Origin of the sequence: Citrobacter sp. Cpo065 (assembly GCF_030332805.1) — a bacterium.
GTDB lineage: Bacteria > Pseudomonadota > Gammaproteobacteria > Enterobacterales > Enterobacteriaceae > Citrobacter > Citrobacter portucalensis.
On the sequence record NZ_JAOWHC010000029.1, the window covers coordinates 93,226 to 110,682 of the forward strand.

Annotated in this window: 19 protein-coding genes; 13 read left to right on the plus strand and 6 right to left on the minus strand. The window is 53.2% G+C overall.

The window, feature by feature from the left end; translation table 11 throughout:
• Nucleotides 1-3 precede the first annotated feature (3 nt).
• The 6 genes from tgt (at nucleotide 4) to OGY68_RS06490 (ending at nucleotide 5,595) form a co-directional block, all read left to right on the plus strand.
• A complete protein-coding gene (gene tgt / locus OGY68_RS06465; RefSeq protein WP_003021535.1) occupies nucleotides 4-1,131 on the plus strand; it encodes a tRNA guanosine(34) transglycosylase Tgt in 1,128 nt (375 codons plus the stop codon).
• A gap of 22 nt (nucleotides 1,132-1,153) precedes the next feature.
• On the plus strand, nucleotides 1,154-1,486 hold the full coding sequence (yajC, locus tag OGY68_RS06470) for a preprotein translocase subunit YajC (protein WP_003021544.1): 333 nt from the start codon (nucleotides 1,154-1,156) through the stop codon (nucleotides 1,484-1,486).
• Between the two features lie 27 nt (nucleotides 1,487-1,513).
• Nucleotides 1,514-3,361 (plus strand): protein translocase subunit SecD, encoded by a 1,848-nt coding sequence (gene secD / locus OGY68_RS06475; RefSeq protein ID WP_003021547.1) that lies wholly within the window; start codon nucleotides 1,514-1,516, stop codon nucleotides 3,359-3,361.
• Nucleotides 3,362-3,371: 10 nt separating this feature from the next.
• Nucleotides 3,372-4,343: a protein translocase subunit SecF gene (gene secF / locus OGY68_RS06480; protein WP_003021550.1), complete on the plus strand. Its 972-nt coding sequence runs from the start codon at nucleotides 3,372-3,374 to the stop codon at nucleotides 4,341-4,343.
• A gap of 170 nt (nucleotides 4,344-4,513) precedes the next feature.
• Complete coding sequence (locus tag OGY68_RS06485; RefSeq protein ID WP_003021554.1) at nucleotides 4,514-4,879, plus strand: VOC family protein; 366 nt, start codon at nucleotides 4,514-4,516, stop codon at nucleotides 4,877-4,879.
• Between the two features lie 23 nt (nucleotides 4,880-4,902).
• Complete coding sequence (locus tag OGY68_RS06490; RefSeq protein WP_057067578.1) at nucleotides 4,903-5,595, plus strand: helix-turn-helix transcriptional regulator; 693 nt, start codon at nucleotides 4,903-4,905, stop codon at nucleotides 5,593-5,595.
• 45 nt (nucleotides 5,596-5,640) lie between these two features.
• Here the strand turns inward: OGY68_RS06490 and OGY68_RS06495 are convergent, their stop codons facing one another.
• Complete coding sequence (locus OGY68_RS06495; protein ID WP_003021561.1) at nucleotides 5,641-6,504, minus strand: nucleoside-specific channel-forming protein Tsx; 864 nt, start codon at nucleotides 6,502-6,504, stop codon at nucleotides 5,641-5,643.
• A 298-nt stretch (nucleotides 6,505-6,802) separates the two neighbouring features.
• Nucleotides 6,803-7,342 (minus strand): SadB/YajI family lipoprotein, encoded by a 540-nt coding sequence (locus tag OGY68_RS06500; protein ID WP_057067589.1) that lies wholly within the window; start codon nucleotides 7,340-7,342, stop codon nucleotides 6,803-6,805.
• Between the two features lie 153 nt (nucleotides 7,343-7,495).
• On the opposite strand from OGY68_RS06500, the gene nrdR reads away from it, so the two are divergent.
• The 6 genes from nrdR to pgpA all read left to right on the plus strand — a co-directional run bounded on the left by nrdR (nucleotide 7,496) and on the right by pgpA (nucleotide 11,603).
• Entirely contained in the window at nucleotides 7,496-7,945 is a 450-nt protein-coding gene (gene nrdR / locus OGY68_RS06505; protein WP_003021571.1) for a transcriptional regulator NrdR, read from the plus strand.
• A 3-nt stretch (nucleotides 7,946-7,948) separates the two neighbouring features.
• On the plus strand, nucleotides 7,949-9,052 hold the full coding sequence (ribD, locus tag OGY68_RS06510) for a bifunctional diaminohydroxyphosphoribosylaminopyrimidine deaminase/5-amino-6-(5-phosphoribosylamino)uracil reductase RibD (protein WP_057067577.1): 1,104 nt from the start codon (nucleotides 7,949-7,951) through the stop codon (nucleotides 9,050-9,052).
• A gap of 90 nt (nucleotides 9,053-9,142) precedes the next feature.
• Nucleotides 9,143-9,613: a 6,7-dimethyl-8-ribityllumazine synthase gene (gene ribH, locus OGY68_RS06515; RefSeq protein WP_003021575.1), complete on the plus strand. Its 471-nt coding sequence runs from the start codon at nucleotides 9,143-9,145 to the stop codon at nucleotides 9,611-9,613.
• 19 nt (nucleotides 9,614-9,632) lie between these two features.
• A complete protein-coding gene (gene nusB, locus OGY68_RS06520; RefSeq protein ID WP_000801129.1) occupies nucleotides 9,633-10,052 on the plus strand; it encodes a transcription antitermination factor NusB in 420 nt (139 codons plus the stop codon).
• A 77-nt stretch (nucleotides 10,053-10,129) separates the two neighbouring features.
• A complete protein-coding gene (thiL, locus tag OGY68_RS06525; RefSeq protein ID WP_008783930.1) occupies nucleotides 10,130-11,107 on the plus strand; it encodes a thiamine-phosphate kinase in 978 nt (325 codons plus the stop codon).
• Complete coding sequence (pgpA, locus tag OGY68_RS06530; protein WP_003021578.1) at nucleotides 11,085-11,603, plus strand: phosphatidylglycerophosphatase A; 519 nt, start codon at nucleotides 11,085-11,087, stop codon at nucleotides 11,601-11,603. The genes thiL and pgpA overlap by 23 nt, the downstream gene beginning before the upstream one ends.
• A 99-nt stretch (nucleotides 11,604-11,702) precedes the next feature.
• On the opposite strand, the gene yajO is transcribed toward pgpA, so the two are convergent.
• From yajO to xseB, 4 genes are read right to left on the minus strand one after another with little or no spacing between them, the layout of a single operon-like run.
• The gene (yajO, locus tag OGY68_RS06535; protein ID WP_008783931.1) at nucleotides 11,703-12,677 is read right to left on the minus strand and encodes a 1-deoxyxylulose-5-phosphate synthase YajO; all 975 of its coding nucleotides are present in this window, start codon (nucleotides 12,675-12,677) and stop codon (nucleotides 11,703-11,705) included.
• Nucleotides 12,678-12,733: 56 nt separating this feature from the next.
• Nucleotides 12,734-14,596, minus strand: coding sequence for a 1-deoxy-D-xylulose-5-phosphate synthase (gene dxs / locus OGY68_RS06540; RefSeq protein WP_003830996.1), 1,863 nt, complete (start codon nucleotides 14,594-14,596; stop codon nucleotides 12,734-12,736).
• A 24-nt stretch (nucleotides 14,597-14,620) separates the two neighbouring features.
• Nucleotides 14,621-15,520 (minus strand): (2E,6E)-farnesyl diphosphate synthase, encoded by a 900-nt coding sequence (ispA, locus tag OGY68_RS06545; protein ID WP_008783932.1) that lies wholly within the window; start codon nucleotides 15,518-15,520, stop codon nucleotides 14,621-14,623.
• Nucleotides 15,521-15,763 carry an exodeoxyribonuclease VII small subunit gene (xseB, locus tag OGY68_RS06550; RefSeq protein WP_003021586.1) on the minus strand — a complete coding sequence of 81 codons (243 nt, stop codon included), beginning with the start codon at nucleotides 15,761-15,763 and terminating at the stop codon, nucleotides 15,521-15,523.
• Between the two features lie 196 nt (nucleotides 15,764-15,959).
• Here xseB and thiI point away from each other — a divergent pair, with 196 nt between their 5' ends.
• Nucleotides 15,960-17,408, plus strand: a complete 1,449-nt coding sequence (gene thiI / locus OGY68_RS06555; protein ID WP_008783933.1) for a tRNA uracil 4-sulfurtransferase ThiI — start codon at nucleotides 15,960-15,962, stop codon at nucleotides 17,406-17,408.
• Nucleotides 17,409-17,457 lie beyond the last annotated feature (49 nt).

Below are 17,457 nucleotides of genomic sequence, written 5' to 3' on the forward strand. Positions count from 1 at the left end.
AAGATGAAATTTGAACTGGATACCACAGACGGTCGCGCTCGCCGCGGCCGCCTGGTTTTTGATCGTGGCGTAGTAGAAACGCCTGCTTTTATGCCGGTCGGTACTTACGGCACAGTAAAAGGCATGACGCCGGAAGAAGTTGAAGCGACCGGCGCGCAGATCATCCTCGGCAACACTTTCCACCTGTGGCTGCGCCCGGGTCAGGAAATCATGAAACTGCACGGCGATCTGCACGATTTCATGCAGTGGAAAGGGCCAATCCTTACCGATTCCGGCGGCTTCCAGGTTTTCAGCCTGGGCGATATCCGCAAGATTACCGAGCAGGGTGTGCATTTCCGCAACCCGATCAACGGCGATCCGATTTTCCTCGATCCAGAGAAGTCGATGGAGATTCAATACGATCTCGGTTCCGATATCGTGATGATCTTCGATGAATGTACACCGTATCCGGCCGACTGGGACTATGCTAAACGCTCAATGGAGATGTCTTTGCGTTGGGCGAAGCGCAGCCGTGACCGTTTTGATAGTCTCGGCAACAAAAATGCGCTTTTTGGCATCATTCAGGGCAGTGTTTACGAAGATTTACGTGATATCTCCGTCAAAGGTCTGGTAGATATCGGCTTTGATGGCTACGCTGTCGGCGGTTTGGCTGTCGGTGAGCCGAAGGAAGATATGCACCGCATTCTGGAACATGTTTGCCCGCAGATTCCGGCAGATAAACCGCGTTACCTGATGGGCGTCGGCAAACCAGAAGATCTGGTTGAAGGCGTGCGTCGCGGTATCGATATGTTTGACTGCGTGATGCCAACGCGAAATGCCCGTAATGGTCATTTGTTTGTGACTGACGGCGTGGTAAAAATTCGTAACGCGAAACATAAAAGCGACACCAGTCCGCTCGATGCTGAGTGTGATTGTTACACCTGTCGCAATTATTCGCGCGCTTACTTGCATCATCTCGACCGTTGCAACGAAATATTGGGCGCGCGACTCAACACGATTCATAACCTTCGCTACTACCAGCGTTTGATGGCGGGTTTACGCAAGGCTATTGAAGAGGGTAAATTAGAGAGCTTCGTGACCGATTTTTACCAACGTCAGGGTAGACCAGTTCCACCTGTGAACGTTGATTAATTTTAATAATGAGGGAATTTGAATGAGCTTTTTTATTTCTGATGCGGTAGCGGCAACAGGTGCTCCGGCGCAGGGCAGCCCGATGTCTCTGATTCTGATGCTGGTGGTGTTTGGTCTGATTTTCTATTTCATGATCCTGCGCCCACAGCAAAAGCGTACCAAAGAACACAAGAACCTGATGAACTCCATTGCGAAAGGCGATGAAGTACTGACTAACGGTGGTCTGGTGGGTCGCGTGACTAAAGTAGCAGAATCTGGCTACATCGCTATCGCGCTGAACGACACCACTGAAGTGGTTATCAAACGTGATTTCGTAGCTGCCGTTCTGCCGAAAGGCACCATGAAGGCGCTGTAATTTATTGTTTTCCCAAAGGGAACTGCCGTGTTAAACCGTTATCCTTTGTGGAAGTATGTCATGCTGATCGTCGTTATTGTCGTCGGTCTGCTCTATGCGCTTCCCAACCTGTATGGTGAGGATCCGGCTGTTCAAATCACTGGCGTGCGCGGTGCCGCCGCCAGTGAGCAAACGCTGATCCAGGTCCAGAAAACGTTACAAGAAGATAAAATCACACCTAAGTCTGTGGCTCTGGAAGAGGGTGCTATTCTCGCGCGCTTCGACTCCACTGATACCCAACTGCGCGCACGTGAAGTATTAATGGGCGTACTGGGCGATCAGTACGTCGTGGCGCTTAACCTTGCTCCGGCAACCCCGCGCTGGCTGGCTGCCATTCACGCAGAACCGATGAAACTCGGTCTTGACCTGCGTGGCGGCGTTCACTTCCTGATGGAAGTGGATATGGACACCGCGCTGAGTAAGTTGCAGGAACAAAATATCGATAGCCTGCGCAGCGATCTGCGTGAAAAAGGCATTCCTTATACTACCGTTCGCAAAGAAGATAACTACGGTCTGAGCATCACTTTCCGTGATAGCAGCGCCCGTGATGAAGCTATCTCTTACCTGAGCAAACGTCACCAGGATCTGGTTATTTCCAGCCAGGGCAGCAATGCTCTGCGTGCGGTAATGACCGATGCGCGCCTGAGCGAAGCCCGTGAATACGCGGTACAGCAGAACATCAACATTCTGCGTAATCGTGTTAACCAACTGGGTGTTGCTGAGCCGGTGGTACAACGTCAGGGTGCTGACCGCATTGTGGTCGAACTGCCGGGTATTCAGGATACCGCGCGTGCGAAAGAAATTCTGGGCGCAACCGCGACGCTGGAATTCCGTCTGGTAAATACCAACGTTGACCAGTCTGCTGCGGCATCCGGGCGTGTACCGGGTGACTCGGAAGTGAAACAATCTCGTGAAGGTCAGCCGGTTGTGCTGTACAAGCGCGTGATCCTGACCGGTGACCATATCACCGACTCCACTTCCAGCCAGGACGAATACAATCAGCCGCAGGTTAACATCTCGCTGGATAGCGCAGGTGGTAACATCATGTCCAACTTCACCAAGGACAACATCGGTAAGCCGATGGCGACCCTGTTCGTGGAGTACAAAGACAGCGGTAAGAAAGATGCCAACGGTCGCGCAGTACTGGTGAAGCAGGAAGAGGTGATTAACATCGCCAATATCCAGTCTCGCCTGGGTAACAGCTTCCGTATCACCGGTATCAACAACCCGAACGAAGCACGCCAGCTTTCCCTGCTGTTACGTGCCGGTGCGTTGATTGCGCCGATTCAGATTGTTGAAGAACGTACCATCGGCCCAACCTTGGGTATGCAGAACATTAAACAGGGTCTGGAAGCATGTCTGGCCGGTCTGGTGGTGTCTATCCTGTTCATGATCTTCTTCTATAAGAAGTTCGGTCTGATTGCGACCAGTGCGCTGATTGCTAACCTGGTGCTGATTGTCGGTATTATGTCGTTGCTGCCGGGTGCTACGCTGAGTATGCCGGGGATTGCGGGGATCGTCTTAACCCTTGCCGTCGCGGTCGATGCGAACGTACTGATCAACGAACGTATCAAAGAAGAGTTGAGTAACGGGCGTTCGGTGCAGCAGGCCATCAATGAAGGTTATGCGGGCGCATTTAGCTCCATCTTTGATGCGAACATTACGACGCTGATCAAGGTCATCATCCTGTACGCAGTTGGCACCGGGGCAATTAAAGGGTTCGCGATTACTACCGGTATTGGTGTGGCGACGTCGATGTTTACCGCGATTGTCGGTACACGTGCCATCGTAAACCTGTTGTATGGCGGCAAGCGCGTCAAAAAGCTGTCAATCTGAGGAGTGCGAAGTGGCACAGGAATATACTGTTGAACAATTGAACCACGGCCGTAAAGTCTGGGACTTTATGCGCTGGGACTACTGGGCTTTCGGCATTTCAGGTTTCCTGCTGATTGCGGCCATCGTGGTGATGGGCGTACGCGGGTTTAACTGGGGTCTCGATTTCACCGGTGGTACGGTTATTGAAATCACGCTGGAAAAACCGGCCGATATGGACGTGATGCGCGATGCGCTGGAGAAAGCGGGCTTCGTTGATCCGCTTCTGCAGAACTTCGGCAGCAGCCACGACATTATGGTACGTATGCCGCCAACTGAAGGTGCAGACGGCGGTCAGGTGCTGGGTAGCAAAGTGTTGAGTGTGATTAACGAATCCACCAACCAAAACGCCGCGGTGAAGCGAATTGAATTCGTGGGTCCGAGCGTGGGTGCAGACCTGGCGCAAACCGGTGCGATGGCGCTGATGGCGGCGTTGATCTCCATCCTGGTGTACGTCGGTTTCCGCTTTGAGTGGCGACTGGCGGCAGGGGTAGTTATCGCGCTGGCGCACGACGTGATTATCACACTTGGGATCCTGTCGTTGTTCCATATCGAGATTGACCTGACTATCGTCGCATCACTGATGTCGGTAATCGGTTACTCGCTGAACGACAGTATCGTTGTATCTGACCGTATTCGTGAAAACTTCCGCAAAATTCGTCGCGGTACGCCTTACGAAATCTTTAACGTGTCACTGACTCAAACGCTGCACCGTACGTTGATTACGTCCGGTACAACGTTGATGGTTATTCTGATGCTGTTCCTGTTCGGTGGTCCGGTACTGGAAGGCTTCTCGCTGACGATGCTGATCGGTGTTTCCATCGGTACTGCGTCTTCTATCTACGTGGCATCGGCGCTGGCGCTGAAGCTGGGTATGAAGCGTGAGCACATGCTGCAGCAGAAGGTCGAGAAAGAAGGGGCGGATCAACCGTCGATTCTGCCTTAACCCATCCTGGAGTGAAGATACTGGAATCCCGATCGCAAGGTCGGGATTTTTTTTGCCTGTGAATTAGCGACAGGTAATTATCTTTTCCTGTCGCCACACTACTGACAGTATGCTGTCAGTAGCCCTGTCATATAGTCCTCCTGAGATTACCCACACAGGCAGGAGGAAGTATGAGCAATGTAATTAATTGGTTTGAAATCCCCGTGGCACAAATGGACCGCGCCATCGCTTTTTATGAGCCAGTAATGCAGGTTTCTTTGCGCCGGGAGAACATGGACTGCGCTGAGCTCGCCGTATTTCCGCATCAGGATCCCGCTCCCGGCGGGGCGCTGGCTAAATTTGACGGTATTACGCCTTCAGCGCAGGGCGCTATTATTTATCTGCATACGGACGATTTGGCTGCAACGCTTGAACGCGTCGCCACTGCTGGCGGTCAGTGTGTGTTTGGCCCACTAGAACTGGGGCAGGACATTGGTACGATTGCGCTATTTACTGACAGCGAAGGCAATCGTGTTGGTTTACATCAACCCGCGTAATATTTTCAGCACTGAGGATTAAAATGAGCAGACGCGCCGACCGCTTGTTTCAGATTGTGCAAATCCTGCGTGGCAGGCGAGTGACAACGGCGGCGCTGCTGGCAGAGCGTCTTGAGGTTTCTGAACGGACGATTTATCGCGATATCCGCGATCTCTCTTTATCCGGTGTGCCTATTGAAGGCGAAGTGGGCAGCGGATACCGCTTAATGGCCGGGTTTGATCTACCGCCGTTGATGTTAACGCATCACGAATCAGAAGCATTGATGGTAGCGATTCGATTGCTGAAAACATGGGGGGGGGATTCACTCTCACAGGCGTTGGAATCCGCGCAGGAAAAAGTGCTGGCGATATTGCCGCCAGAGAGTCGGCGCAGAGCCGAGCAAACGCGGATTTTCGCGCCAGATTTTGGTAATCAGCCGCATTCACGTAGTGCCTTCGATCTCATACATCGCGCGGTTTCAGCCCAGCAGGTGCTGGCGCTGCATTATCGCGATGAGTCCGGGAACCTCTCCTGGCGCGACGTTCAGCCGCTGGGATTATTTTTCTGGGGCGAGCACTGGCTGCTGGTTGGCTGGTGCGAGAAGCGTGACGATTATCGTTGCTTTCGCGTTGATCGATGTCTGAAGATTACGCCACTCGAAAGGCATTTTCGCGAATCAGCAGATCGCTCGCTAAGTGACTTTTTGCGTAAAGTACGCTGTGAAGACCAGCCATAAAAAAGCCAGCGGTTAAGCTGGCTTATCTGCGAGACATTGTCTGGATTAGAAGTTGTAACCTACGACCAGGTAACCACCCCAACCGGTAGATTTCGCGCTGAAGTCGCCTTCGCCCCAGTTCAGGGTATCTCCACCTTTCCACTGACCGCCGTTATGGAAGTAACGCGCTACGACGGAGTAGTGCCAGTGATCGTAGTTCAGCGCCAGGACGTGGCTGGACGCGATAGAGTTGCTGGTGCGGTTCGGATCATCACCCAAATCTGAGCCCCAGTCGAAGTTGGTGAAGCCGATGTAGGTCAACTGGCCGCCCCAAACCTGGGTGATCGGCACAAAGTATTTAACTTTGAAACGGTAGCCATCCCACTCGTTTTCGTTGGATGCGCCATAGTTCTGCCACTGGTATTTAGCATACACGTTCAGGGACAGACCCATCGGCAGACCGGTATCGATATCGGTACCCAGACCCATGTACCAGGTGCTCTGGCGGCTGGCTTTGTTATCACCCATATCGTAGATGTAGTTGTTGGCGAAATACCATTCTTTGAACGGACCAAAGCTCAGGTCAGCACCGGTCAGTTTGTCGATGGAGAAACGCGGTTCGATTTCCATAAACAGCGGGGAACCGTCAGACCAGATACCTTTATCGTTGCCGTTACCCCAGTCGAAGGTTTTCGGAATATCGATGTAGCCATAGAAGTCAAACCAGTCTTTTTTGGCAAACGCTTCGTATTCAAGATACACGTCGTTGTTCAGTTTCGGGGAGAAACGGGTGTGATAGCTACCCACCACGTTAACGCTCTGGTGCCACCAGTCGGACAGATATTGCGGTTTGTCATTTTCTGCTGCGTTGGCAGTAAAAGACGAGGAGAGCGCCAGCACTGCACCGGCTGCAAGTAATGTTTTTTTCATATGTATGCCACTGTTTGAAATCCCTTTCGGGAGTGAAAAATGCGCAATTTGCGTTTCTAAATATTTCGTAATTCTTCGGAGCCTATTATAAAAATCATTGTTCACAAAAATATGTCTTGTTTCACAGTTCTATCATTTACGTAATCGATTGCGTTCACGTTTGCGTACTTTAGGCGGCGAATTGTACTGGCTCCCATGAATGTTGCCAAGTTTTACCAGAAATATCGGTTATGTCAGGGGAGTAACAAAAAGAAGCGAAGTGATGTTGCGGAACGCACAAAACGTTCCGCAAAAAAGTTTATTGGCTAACAGGCTGGACGTCGTGGATGCGCACAAATCCTAACTGATCTGGAGTGAGGCCATTTATCTGTAACGGAATGTCTACGTCGCTGGGAGCTAGAATACTCGCCGGAGCGTTGACCAATTGGTTTTGAACGTTCACTTCCTGATAGTTGTCCGTGGTGCCCTGAATTTGCCCGTACTCGACGGTGGCGCTAAAGGCGGGTAAAGGCGTGTTGGATTCACCCTGAATTCGTAGCGTCAGGCGCGTACCATCAGCGTTCGGCGCAATGTTCACCAGCGACATGCGTAAGGTGCCAATCTGGCTGTCCAGTCGTGCCGGGGTTTTGGAGCCGGGCAGCAGATAGGCGCCGCTGGTTGATTTTGCATTCAACATATTTTGTTGCGTAATTTTTACCGTTTCCTGATTAAGCTGCGTCATCTCTTTATTCAACGTGCTAACGCTTTGATGCATCTGGCGTACTTCGCTTTGCTGTGCGCAGGCACTAAGACTAAAGAGACTTCCCACCAGGAGAATTCTTAGGTAACGTCTTGTCATTGTGATTACTTCCTTCATTGTCGCGATAGCATAATGGTAGTGTGCACTGAGCACGAAGGCATCGATCCTTTGTCTCAAAAGCGCAGCGCCTTTGTTGTCACGGCAGTTCAGGGTAAAATAGATTCTGTTAACCACTGAGGTACAGGACGCCGTATGCATTGCCCATTCTGTTTCGCCGTAGACACTAAGGTAATTGACTCTCGTCTTGTAGGCGAGGGCTCCTCGGTACGCCGCCGTCGGCAGTGTCTGGTTTGTAACGAACGTTTCACCACTTTTGAAGTGGCTGAACTTGTCATGCCGCGCGTTGTGAAAAGCAACGATGTGCGTGAACCCTTTAATGAAGAAAAGCTGCGCAGCGGCATGCTCAGAGCGCTTGAGAAACGGCCTGTCAGCGCAGATGACGTCGAAATGGCGTTAAACCATATCAAATCACAGCTGCGTGCGACGGGTGAGCGTGAGGTGCCGAGCAAGATGATTGGCAACCTGGTGATGGAGCAGTTGAAAAAGCTCGATAAAGTCGCCTACATCCGCTTTGCCTCTGTCTACCGGAGTTTCGAAGACATCAAAGAATTTGGCGAAGAGATTGCTCGCCTACAGGACTAAGCCATGCAGGATGAATTGTACATGGCGCGCGCGCTAAAGCTTGCTGCGCGCGGACGTTTTACCACTCACCCCAACCCCAACGTGGGCTGCGTGATTGTGAAAGATGGGGAGATCGTCGGTGAAGGATATCATCGCCGAGCGGGCGAACCGCATGCCGAAGTTCATGCTCTACGGATGGCCGGAGAAAAAGCGCAGGGGGCAACTGCCTACGTGACGCTTGAACCCTGTAGTCATCATGGTCGCACGCCGCCGTGTTGCGATGCGCTGATTGCGGCGGGGGTGTCGCGTGTGGTTGCGGCGATGCAGGATCCCAATCCGCAGGTCGCAGGACGTGGGCTCTACCGTTTGCAGCAGGCGGGTATCGACGTCAGCTACGGGCTGATGATGAGCGAAGTTGAGCAACTGAATAAAGGCTTCCTCAAGCGCATGCGTACGGGATTCCCGTATCTTCAGCTTAAGCTTGGCGCGTCGCTTGATGGCCGTACAGCGATGGCCAGCGGTGAAAGCCAGTGGATCACCTCGCCACAGGCGCGCCGCGATGTGCAACGCTTGCGCGCGCAAAGTCATGCCATTTTAACCAGCAGTGCGACGGTGCTGGCAGACGACCCTCAGCTTACCGTGCGTTGGTCGGAGCTTGGGGAGTCAACTCAGGCGAGTTACCCGCAGGAAGAGCTGCGTCAGCCAATCCGCATTGTTCTTGATAGCCAGAATCAGGTCACACCGGCGCACCGAATTGTGCAACAGCCTGGAGAAACCTGGATTGTCCGGACTGAAGACGACCCTCCTAGCTGGCCGGAGACGGTGCGCAGCCTGAAGGTGCCGGAACATAACGGACATCTGGATCTGGTGGTGCTAATGATGCAACTGGGCAAACAGCAAATTAACAGCATTTGGGTTGAAGCTGGCCCAACGCTCGCCGGGGCATTATTACAGGCCGGTTTGGTCGATGAGCTAATCGTGTATGTTGCGCCTAAACTGTTAGGCAGCGATGCGAGAGGATTATGTGTGCTTCCAGGCCTTGAGAAACTGGCTGACGCACCCCATTTCAAATTCAATGAGATACGCCAGGTGGGCCCGGACGTTTGCCTGCATTTAACGACTGCGTGAGGCTTTCTGATTTAGAGGAAGCAGCGCACAGAATATTATGATAAAATCCGCCCCCCTTACGGGGCCATAAATCGAACCCGAAGGAAGAATATGAACATTATTGAAGCTAACGTTGCTACCCCGGACGCTCGCGTCGCCATCACCATTGCGCGTTTCAACAACTTTATCAATGACAGCCTGCTGGAAGGTGCTATCGACGCCCTGAAACGTATTGGCCAGGTTAAAGATGAAAACATTACCGTTGTTTGGGTTCCAGGTGCATATGAGCTGCCACTGGCCGCTGACGCACTGGCAAAAACCGGTAAATACGACGCGGTGATTGCGCTCGGTACGGTGATCCGTGGCGGTACCGCGCACTTCGAATATGTGGCTGGCGGTGCAAGCAATGGCCTGGCGCATGTCGCTCAGGACAGTGGCATTCCGGTAGCCTTCGGTGTTCTGACCACCGAAAGTATTGAACAAGCCATCGAACGTGCTGGCACTAAAGCCGGTAACAAAGGCGCAGAAGCTGCACTGACTGCGCTTGAAATGATTAATGTATTGAAAGCCATCAAGGCCTGATTTTTGTAAGGGGAAATCCGTGAAACCTGCTGCTCGTCGCCGCGCCCGTGAGTGTGCCGTCCAGGCGCTCTACTCCTGGCAGTTGTCCCAGAACGACATCGCTGATGTTGAATACCAGTTCCTGGCGGAACAGGACGTTAAAGATGTCGACGTTCTGTATTTCCGTGAACTGCTGTCCGGGGTGGCGACTAACAGCGCGTACCTGGATGGATTAATGAAGCCTTACCTGTCTCGTCTGTTGGAAGAGCTGGGTCAGGTAGAAAAAGCCGTACTGCGTATTGCGCTGTTTGAATTGTCTAAACGTAGTGATGTGCCGTACAAAGTGGCCATCAACGAAGCGATTGAACTGGCAAAAACCTTCGGCGCTGAAGATAGCCACAAATTCGTGAACGGCGTACTGGATAAAGCAGCACCTGTGATTCGCCCCAACAAAAAGTAATCCCGAGGCCGGCTGGATGGTGGAACCTGTTTCCGCTGTCCCCGGCTTTTTCTTTTTTTTCTGCTGAGGCATAACGTATGGCATGTGGCGAGTTTTCCCTGATTGCCCGTTATTTTGACCGCGTAAGAACTTCTCGTCTTGATGTCGAAACCGGTATTGGTGACGACTGCGCACTTCTGAACATCCCTGAAAAACAAACGCTGGCGATCAGTACCGATACGCTGGTGGCAGGCAACCACTTTCTCCCCGACATTGATCCGACCGATCTCGCCTGGAAAGCACTGGCGGTGAATTTAAGCGATCTGGCGGCGATGGGGGCGGATCCTGCGTGGCTGACGCTGGCGCTCACGTTACCTGACGTCGATGAAGCCTGGCTGGAAGCCTTCAGCGATGGCCTGTTTGAACTCCTCAATTACTATGATATGCAGCTGATTGGTGGTGACACCACGCGTGGGCCGCTGTCGATGACGCTGGGTATCCATGGCTACGTCCCCGTTGGGCGGGCCTTAAAACGCTCAGGCGCGAAACCGGGTGACTGGATTTATGTTACCGGCACGCCGGGCGACAGTGCGGCCGGGCTGGCGATTTTGCAGAACCGATTGCAGGTTGCAGATGCAACAGACGCGGACTATCTGCTGCAACGCCATCTGCGTCCCACGCCGCGTATTTTGCAGGGACAAGCCCTGCGCGATCTGGCCAGTGCGGCTATCGATCTCTCCGATGGCCTGATTTCCGATTTGGGACACATCGTTAATGCTAGCGGCTGTGGCGCACGGGTTAACGTTGATGTGCTGCCATACTCCACGGCATTGTCACAGCACGTTGAGCCGGAACAGGCCCTGCGCTGGGCGCTCTCGGGAGGTGAAGATTATGAGTTATGCTTTACCGTACCGGAAATTAATCGTGGTGCGCTGGAAGTGGCGCTGGGAAATCTCGGCGCAGCGTTTACCTGCATTGGGCAGATGAGCGCGGACGTGGAAGGCATTCACTTTACGCGCGATGGAAAACCCGTCACGTTTGACTGGAAAGGATATGACCATTTTGCCGCGCCTTAAAAAAGATGTCGCCAAAAGCCGCCTGAGTATGCGCAATCCGTGGCACCTGTTAGCCACCGGTTTTGGCAGCGGGCTGAGCCCAATTGTTCCAGGCACGATGGGATCGCTGGCGGCGATCCCTTTTTGGTATTTAATGACCTTTCTGCCGTGGCAGCTGTATTCGCTGGTGGTGATGTTATCTATCTGTATCGGCGTTTATCTGTGCCATCAAACGGCGAAAGATATGGGCGTGCACGATCACGGTAGTATTGTCTGGGACGAGTTTGTCGGGATGTGGATTACCCTGATGGCGTTGCCGACCAACGACTGGCAGTGGGTTGCCGCCGGGTTTGTGATTTTCCGTATTCTGGATATGTGGAAGCCGTGGCCTATTCGTTGGTTCGATCGCAACGTACATGGCGGGACGGGGATCATGATCGACGATATTGTGGCCGGGATACTCTCTGCCGGAATTTTGTATTTTATCGGTCATCACTGGCCGGTAGGTATCATTTAACCCTTTTCAGGGGCTATTGTAGGCCCGATAAGCGCCGCGACATCGGGCGATCAGTGCCGGATGCGCTATGCTTATCCGGCCTACAATCTTCAACCGCGCTTATTTAAATCCCACCACCGGATGCTGTTTGTACGGCGTTTCCAGCTCGGCAATTTGCTCCGGCTTCAACGTTAAATCTACCGCGTTGAGCAACTCATCCAGCTGTTCCTCACGTGAAGAACCAATAATTGGCGCTGCCACGCCGGGTTTGCTCAGCAGCCAGGCCAGCGCAACCTGTGCCCGCGTTACACCCAACTCCTCACTGACACCGGTCAGTCGTGCGGCGATTTGCGCGTCGTTTTCATCGCTCTCGTTGTACAAATTTTTACCGACTTCATCGGAAACCAGACGTGCGGTTGTTTCTCCCCAGGGACGCGTCAGGCGACCACGCGCCAGCGGACTCCACGGGATCACCGCGACACCTTCCTGATAGCAGAGCGGCAGCATTTCGCGTTCTTCTTCGCGGTAGATCAGGTTGTAGTGATCCTGCATGCTGACGAACTGCGCCCAGCCGTGTTGCTTCTGTAAGGCCAGAGCCTGGGCAAACTGCGAAGCGTGCATGGATGAGGCGCCAATATAGCGAGCTTTACCGGCTTTCACGACGTCGTTTAGAGCCTCCAGCGTTTCTTCGATTGGCGTGTTGTAATCCCAGCGGTGAATTTGCAGGATGTCCACATAGTCCATACCCAGGCGTCTGAGGCTGTCATCAATCGAGCGCAGAATTTGTGCGCGGGATAATCCTTCCGCTAAATCATCCACCTGGTGAAAAACCTTGGTAGCGACCACGACATCTTCGCGGCGGGCGAAATCACGCAGCGCGCGGCCGACAATCTCTTCGCTGCTGCCAGCGGAGTAGCTGTTGGCGGTATCGAAAAAGTTAATGCCACCCTCAAGGGCGTGTTTGATTATCGGGCGGCTGCTTTCTTCAGGTAGCGTCCAGGCGTGATTGCCGCGATTGGGTTCGCCAAATGTCATGCAACCCAGGCAAAGGCGGGAGACCCGTAGGTCGGTTTTTCCTAAGATGTTGTATTTCATCAATCCACTCCTGCTTAGCTCGTGATGAATTAAGCATAGCAGGAGCGGGGAGGGGATTATGCCAGCCAGGCCTTGATTTTGGTCTCAATTCCGGCGGCATTCAAACCCAGATCGGCACGGGCTTCATCCTGAGTTCCCTGCGGGATGAAGAAGTCTGGTAGGCCAATGTTCAGCACCGGGACGGGCTTACGATGGGCCATCAGCACTTCGTTTACGCCGCTGCCAGCACCACCCATAATGGCGTTCTCTTCAATGGTAACCAGCACCTCGTGTTGGGCAGCCATTTCAAGGATCAACGTTTCATCCAGTGGTTTTACAAAGCGCATATCGACCAGCGTGGCGTTCAGCGACTCTGCGACCTGAGCGGCTTCCGGCATCAGGGTGCCGAAGTTGAGAATCGCCACTTTTTCCCCGTGACGTTTCACGATGCCTTTACCAATTGGCAGTTGTTCCAGCGGGGTCAGCTCAACGCCTACCGCGTTACCGCGTGGGTAGCGCACGACCGTTGGACCATCGTTGTAGTGATAGCCGGTGAACAGCATCTGGCGGCATTCGTTTTCATCACTCGGGGTCATGATGACCATTTCCGGGATGCAGCGCAGGAAGGAGAGATCGAACGCCCCCTGGTGGGTTTGTCCATCTGCGCCAACAATCCCTGCCCGGTCAACGGCGAACAGGACCGGCAGTTTCTGGATGGCTACATCGTGCAGCACCTGATCGTAGGCGCGTTGCAGGAAGGTCGAGTAAATGGCTACCACCGGCTTGTAGCCGCCAATCGCCAGACCGGCAGCAAACGTCACAGCGTGCTGCTCGGCAATCGCCACATCGAAATAGCGGTCCGGGAACTTACGTGAAAACTCCACCATTCCGGAACCTTCGCGCATTGCCGGGGTGATTGCCATCAGCTTATTGTCTTTCGCAGCGGTCTCGCACAGCCAGTCACCGAAAATTTTTGAATAGCTCGGCAGGCCGCCACTGCTTTTCGGCAGGCATCCGCTGGACGGATCGAATTTGGGTACCGCGTGGAAGGTTATCGGATCTTTTTCCGCAGGCTCATAGCCACGACCCTTTTTGGTCATGATGTGCAGGAACTGCGGGCCTTTCAGATCGCGCATGTTTTTGAGCGTAGTAATAAGCCCCAGCACGTCGTGACCGTCCACCGGACCGATATAGTTAAAGCCCAGTTCTTCAAACAGAGTCCCCGGCACAACCATACCTTTAATGTGTTCTTCGGTACGTTTGAGCAGTTCTTTAATCGGCGGCACGCCGGAGAAGACTTTCTTCCCGCCTTCGCGCAGCGATGAGTAGAGTTTGCCAGAGAGCAGCTGCGCCAGATGATTGTTCAGCGCGCCAACGTTCTCTGAAATCGACATTTCATTGTCGTTGAGGATAACCAGCATGTCGGGCCTAATATCGCCCGCGTGGTTCATCGCTTCAAACGCCATCCCTGCGGTGATGGCACCATCACCAATCACACACACGGTACGGCGCTCTTTACCTTCTTTCTCGGCGGCAACGGCAATACCGATACCTGCGCTGATGGAGGTAGAAGAGTGCCCAACGCTCAGTACGTCATACTCGCTCTCACCGCGCCATGGGAACGGATGCAGGCCGCCTTTCTGACGAATGGTGCCGATTTTATCGCGGCGACCGGTCAGAATTTTGTGCGGATAAGCCTGATGTCCCACATCCCAGATTAACTGGTCAAACGGGGTGTTGTAGACATAGTGCAGCGCGACGGTGAGTTCCACCGTGCCCAGACCAGAGGCGAAGTGCCCGCTGGAACGGCTTACGCTGTCGAGCAAATAGCGGCGCAGTTCGTCGCAAAGCTTTGGCAGGCTCTCTTTTGGCAGCAGACGTAACTCCTGGGTGGAGTCGACCAGCGCCAGGGTCGGGTATTTGGCTATATCAAAACTCATCGCAAGCTCATGGGATATGTTGGTTTATTTATCACGCTGGATTATGTAGTCCGCTAGCGCTTCCAGTGCCGAGGTATCGAGTGACTGTGCGGCCAGCAGACTTAGCGACTGGCGGGCATCCTCGATTAAATCCCGGGCTTTATTCTGGGCTTGCTCAAGACCCAGAAGTGCAGGATAGGTACTTTTGCCAAGCTGCTGGTCAGCACCCTGACGTTTACCCAATGTTGCAGTATCGCCTACCACATCCAGGATGTCATCCTGAACCTGGAAAGCCAGACCGATGCTTTCTGCGTATTTGTCGAGTATTGGCAGGCATTCTCGCCCTTTATCGCCAGCACTTAACGCCCCCAAACGCACGGCGGCGCGAATCAATGCTCCGGTTTTATGGCGATGAATCCGCTCCAGAGCATCCAGCTCAACCTGATGACCTTCAGCTTCCAGATCCAGTGCCTGGCCGCCGCACATACCGGCGATGCCGCTGGCCTGAGCCAGTTCAGAGATCATCGCGATGCGGTCACGGTCAGTGACTTCCGGCATTGGGGCGTCGCTGATAATGGAGAATGCCAGCGTTTGTAGCGCATCTCCGGCCAGGATCGCATTTGCCTCGCCAAATTTTACGTGGCAAGTCGGCAGACCGCGTCGCAGGTCATCGTCATCCATCGCGGGCAAATCATCGTGCATCAGCGAATAGGCATGAATGCATTCGACGGCGGCAGCGGGAGCATCAAGCGTACTCAGGCTGACACCAAACATCTGACCGGTCGCATACACCAGGAACGGGCGCAGGCGTTTACCGCCTAATAATGCGCCATATTGCATGGTTTCGACCACGGGAGTGTTCTGAAAGGGCAGTGGCGCGATAAAACGGCTCAGTGCCTGGTTTGCCTGCTCAACGCAAGCCTGTAGCTGCTGCGTAAAATCCATTTACTCATTATCCGGTGTAAAAGGCGTAAGGGCGGCGTCTTCAGTATCTGACAGCAGGATTTGTACGCGCTGTTCAGCCTGTTGCAATTTGACCTGTCCCTGACGCGCCAACTGTACGCCACGTTCGAATTCGTTCAACGCTTCTTCTAACGGCAGGTCGCCGCCTTCCAGACGGGTAACAATTTGTTCCAGCTCGCTCAGCGCGGTTTCAAAACTGGCGGGCGCTTCATTTTTCTTCGGCATAATGAATGTCTGACTCTCTGTATTGGCAGCACAAGACTATGGTAACGGACTCGCACTGATAAGCAAATAACGCGCAATGTGCACAGTAGCCGCGTGATGGTGATATACTTGCGCGCCTGGATGCAGTCGCGGGTATGGGCTGCTGTGTTTTTTTCCATTACAAGTCATTCAGACTTGCCTAAGAACCATTGCCGCCATGAAGTTTATCATTAAATTGTTCCCAGAAATCACCATCAAAAGCCAATCTGTGCGTTTGCGCTTTATAAAAATTCTGACAGGGAACATTCGTAACGTTTTAAAGCACTATGATGAAGACCTTGCCGTTGTCCGTCACTGGGATCACGTTGAGGTTCGCGCTAAAGATGAAAGCCAGCGCCTGGATATTCGCGACGCGCTGACCCGTATTCCGGGTATCCACCACATTCTCGAAGTAGAAGACGTGCCGTTTACCGATATGCACGATATTTTCGAGAAGGCACTGGTGCAGTATCGCGATCAACTGGAAGGTAAAACCTTCTGTGTTCGCGTGAAGCGTCGCGGGAAGCATGAGTTTAGCTCCATTGAGGTGGAACGTTATGTTGGCGGTGGACTGAACCAACATATTGAATCTGCACGCGTGAAGCTGACGAAGCCGGATGTTACGGTAAATCTTGAAATCGAAAACGACCGTCTGCTGCTGGTTAAAGGCCGCTATGAAGGTATTGGCGGTTTCCCGATTGGTACGCAGGAAGACGTACTGTCGCTGATTTCCGGCGGTTTCGACTCCGGTGTGTCCAGTTATATGCTGATGCGTCGCGGCTGCCGTGTACACTATTGCTTCTTTAACCTTGGCGGCGCAGCGCATGAAATCGGCGTTCGCCAGGTGGCGCATTATCTGTGGAACCGCTTCGGTAGCTCGCATCGCGTGCGTTTTGTCGCGATCAACTTTGAGCCGGTGGTGGGCGAGATACTGGAGAAAGTCGACGACGGCCAGATGGGCGTGGTTCTCAAACGTATGATGGTTCGCGCGGCGTCGAAAGTCGCTGAGCGCTACGGCGTACAGGCGCTGGTAACCGGTGAAGCACTGGGCCAGGTGTCCAGCCAGACGCTGACCAACCTGCGTCTGATCGATAACGTTTCTGACACCCTGATCCTGCGCCCGCTTATCTCCCATGATAAAGAGCACATCATCAATCTGGCGCGTGAAATTGGTACCGAGGACTTTGCCCGTACCATGCCGGAATACTGCGGTGTAATTTCAAAAAGCCCGACGGTGAAAGCGATCAAAGCGAAGATTGAGGCCGAAGAAGAAAACTTCGATTTCTCTATCCTCGATAAAGTGGTTGAAGAAGCGAACAATATCGATATTCGCGATATCGCCCAGCAGACGCAGCAGACCGTGGTAGAAGTGGAAACCGTGAGCGGTTTCGGTCCGAATGACGTAATCCTTGATATCCGTTCTGTGGATGAACAGGATGATAAACCGCTGAAGGTTGAAGGTGTGGACGTCGTTTCTCTGCCATTCTACAAGCTGAGCACTAAATTCGGCGATCTGGACCAGAGTAAAACCTGGCTGCTGTGGTGTGAACGCGGGGTGATGAGCCGTCTGCAGGCGCTTTATCTGCGCGAGCAGGGCTTTGAAAATGTGAAGGTGTATCGCCCGTAATTGAGTAAACACCGTGTTGTAGGCCGGATAAGGCGGTTACGCCTCCATC